Annotated in this window: 5 protein-coding genes; all 5 read left to right on the top strand. The window is 33.8% G+C overall.

Annotation, left to right across the window (positions count from 1 at the left end; translation table 11 throughout):
* Positions 1-214 precede the first annotated feature (214 nt).
* Entirely contained in the window at positions 215-619 is a 405-nt protein-coding gene (locus B9P78_RS09390) for a hypothetical protein (RefSeq protein ID WP_094519167.1), read from the top strand.
* 27 nt (positions 620-646) lie between these two features.
* Entirely contained in the window at positions 647-1837 is a 1191-nt protein-coding gene (locus tag B9P78_RS09385; RefSeq protein ID WP_369824395.1) for a Y-family DNA polymerase, read from the top strand.
* A gap of 81 nt (positions 1838-1918) precedes the next feature.
* Positions 1919-2068: a hypothetical protein gene (locus tag B9P78_RS09825; protein ID WP_158520596.1), complete on the top strand. Its 150-nt coding sequence runs from the start codon at positions 1919-1921 to the stop codon at positions 2066-2068.
* Between the two features lie 136 nt (positions 2069-2204).
* Complete coding sequence (locus B9P78_RS09380) at positions 2205-3008, top strand: nucleotidyltransferase (protein ID WP_094519166.1); 804 nt, start codon at positions 2205-2207, stop codon at positions 3006-3008.
* 148 nt (positions 3009-3156) lie between these two features.
* The coding region (locus B9P78_RS09375; RefSeq protein ID WP_158520595.1) for a helix-turn-helix domain-containing protein at positions 3157-3346 on the top strand (190 nt) is incomplete at its 3' end.

The following is a 3346-nucleotide window of genomic DNA, read 5'->3' as shown; positions in this document are numbered from 1 at the left end:
TACAGAGTATTGGATAGCACTAGCTGAATTAATTGAGTGAAATAAAAAACACCAGAATTATTCACTCCAAAAACGAAAGCACGCCCCGAGATAATATAGTTATCAGGGGACATGCTTTAAATGCCGGTATTATACTATTAATAATCTTTATCGCTTTACAATACGAACAAACGTTCGTATAATGAGGTGAAATGATAGCAAGAAGGTGACTAACTTGTATGATAAATCGGAAGAAGAAAATATCGTAATCAATCCCAATACATCTGGTTATGTAGATAGAGAAATGGCTAAGTGGCAAGGATTAATACTGTCTGAGCATACAGAAGTGGTACACGAAGAAAAACGACAGAGCAGGAAAGTAAATAGAGAAAAAGAGAAACAATCGCTAGAAGCTATTTCTGAATTAATCGACTATTCCTATCGTCAAAAAATTCCGGTTGCTATTCAATTAGATTGTTTATTTGATGGGAAGTATGAGGACGATATTATAGGGGTAGTTTGCGGTTATTTTGAACAACATGTTTATGTCCAAACGATTGAATCTGAGGTAATTGTTTGCGAATTCGACTTGATACGCAATGTTGAAGAAGTTAAACAAACAAAATGGTTTAGTGTATAAGGATAATAATAAAAGAGGTGTATGAATATGATAGTAATGGATTACTCATACCAACCAAGACGAGATATTCTTTGTATTGACGTGAAATCTTTTTTTGCTTCGGTGGAATCGGTTAAGAGACGAATCCATCCTTTAGAATCCTATATCGTCGTGATGAGCAATCCGGATTTAGAGGGAGGCTTAGTTTTAGCCGCTTCGCCAAGAGTGAAGCAAGAATACGGTATTCGAACAGGTTCCAGACGCTTTGAGATCCCGAAAAATTCGAAAATTCAAATTGTCGAACCTCGGATGGCTTTATATATCAAGGTTAATCGGCTGATTCATACAATTTTTAACGAGTTCGTGGCAGAAGAAGACATACATATCTATAGCATTGACGAGAGTTTTTTAGATGTTTCAAAATCGCATGCTCTATACGGATCAACGGAACAAATAGCGAAAAAAATACAGCAAACGATTTTTCAAAGATTGAAACTTGTTACAGCAATTGGCATTGGAGATAACCCATTACTTGCTAAATTAGCTTTAGACAATGAAGCGAAGAATAATAAATCTCAAATAGCTGTCTGGCATTATGAAGACGTTCAAGAAAAAGTTTGGAGAATCCACCCTATGACAGATATGTGGGGAATCGGTGGAAATACAGCCAGGAATTTAAATAACTTAGGAATCAATTCTGTTTACAGTCTATCTCAATATGATGTTAAAGCATTAAAGAGAGTTCATGGTGTTATAGGAGAACAACTTTTTTACCATGCTCATGGAATAGATCAGAGTGTGATCTCTAAAAAATATATTCCAAAATCAAAAGGATATGGAAAAAGCCAAATTTTAAAAAGAGATTATGTCAATCAATCTGAAATTGAAGTGGTTATCAGAGAAATGGCAGACGATGTGGCCGCTAGGTTAAGAAAACATCACGTAGAAACCGGAGTTGTTCATTTATCAGTTGGCTTTTCAAATGAAATTATAGACAAGGGTTTCAGCCACCAAATGAAAATCTATCCTACTTCTTCAAGCATCAAAATCATAGAGACATGCTTACATATATTTAGAACCTACTATAAAAATCGGCCCGTCCGACAGATAGCTATACGGTGCGGAAAAATCGATTACGAGAAAGAGTTACAATTAAATCTTTTCGAAAATCCTGAAAAAACAATCCTTACAGACGATTTAGAGATTGTTGTTGATAAAAGTACGGTTTTAGTTCTTTAGTTCATGCAAGTAGCCTTACTAAAGGAGGGACAGCTATCCAGAGAAGCGGACTTGTTGGCGGTCATAAAGGATAGCAAAAATATGGGGAAACTACAAGAAGTAATACAAGACTACGAAGAGAAAAGGATACCTCTAGACGAATTACAAGAATTTATATGGGGTCTTTTAGAAAACATATTAGAAACAATACCTGAGGATATATTAAATTATTGTTTATGGTGGGTTTTATAAATCGCCGATTGTAAAATTATGTTATACTCATAATGATTAAGAATGAAAGGAGCATTATGTATGTGTTGCTCATGCTGTCCAGTAGTTGATCAATCCCTTATCTGAAAAAGAAATTATTAGATAAGGAGATTGGAATATGCTAATTCAAAATAAAATAATTCAAAGTGTTAGAAATAAATGTATTGAAGATGAATCTGTTTCAGCGTGTATGATGTATGGATCTTTCACAAAAGGTGAAGGTGATCAGTATTCTGATGTTGAGTTTTATATATTCATTGAAGATGATAAGATGGAAAAATTTAGTTCAAGATGCTGGATTTCTAAGGTTTATCCAGTTGACTTAATCTTTTACAATGAGTATGGAACAGAGGTAGTGATTTTTTCAAATTTGATTCGTGGAGAATTTCATTTTCTTCCAATATCAAAAATAGAAGTCATAAAAAGTTTTAAGCCTACTGGAGTTTTTCCAGATCCTGATTCTATGTATATTTATGATTCTACAGAGCAATTAAAGCCTTTACTAGATGATTTAAGTGGTGCTGGACCAAACCGAATGACAGATGAGAATGTTAACTTCGCTTTTAATAACTTCGTGAATGCTTGGTTGATGGGTGTAAACGTGATGAGAAGAGGAGAGTTAGCACGTTCTCTAGAGGCTTTAACTCAAGTGCAAAAGTATATATTACAATTGATAAGGATAAAGGAAAATACGGTTGAACGATGGTTAAACAGTACAAAAAATTTAGAAGAAGATATAAGTGCAGAGTCGTATAAAGATTATGTGTCAATAACCTCAAAATTAAATGAAAATGAGATAAAAACTGCTTATAAGAATGCGTTGAATATAGTTGAAGTAATGAATAAAATGCTCTGTCCCCTTTATATGGTTGATGTAGATAAAGGTCTAATTAGTAAGCTTTATAGCTACCTCAATGAATAAATAAATTAAGTATAAAAAGTTCACTGTTTATTAGCAGTGAACTTTTTTTCAATTAACGGGCGCTTTAATGGAGCAACGAAAAAAGCCCAATTTCTCTGTAGAGGCCCCCAAAAGAGACCAAAAATCTAACTTTTGGGGGTTTATTTTTATGGCAAAATATTCACTAGAATTTAAATTGGAAATTGTTAAACATTATCTGGGGAACTATGGTGGCTACCTAGCGGTAGCAAAGAAATATAATATACAAGATTCTATTGTAAGAAGATGGGTTAATAGCTATCAACAATTTGGAATCGAAGGACTGAAACGTAGTAAGAATCAAACTCATTACTCTGTTA

It is taken from the genome of Aerococcus sp. 1KP-2016 (assembly GCF_002252085.1).
Taxonomy (GTDB): domain Bacteria; phylum Bacillota; class Bacilli; order Lactobacillales; family Aerococcaceae; genus Aerococcus.
This window is presented reverse-complemented; position numbering and strand designations above follow the sequence as displayed.

Coding starts and splice junctions, on each gene's coding strand:
- B9P78_RS09385 (WP_369824395.1), top strand. CDS start 647: ATGATAGTAATGGATTACTCATACCAACCAAGACGAGATATTCTTTGT.
- B9P78_RS09825 (WP_158520596.1), top strand. CDS start 1,919: ATGGGGAAACTACAAGAAGTAATACAAGACTACGAAGAGAAAAGGATA.
- B9P78_RS09380 (WP_094519166.1), top strand. CDS start 2,205: ATGCTAATTCAAAATAAAATAATTCAAAGTGTTAGAAATAAATGTATT.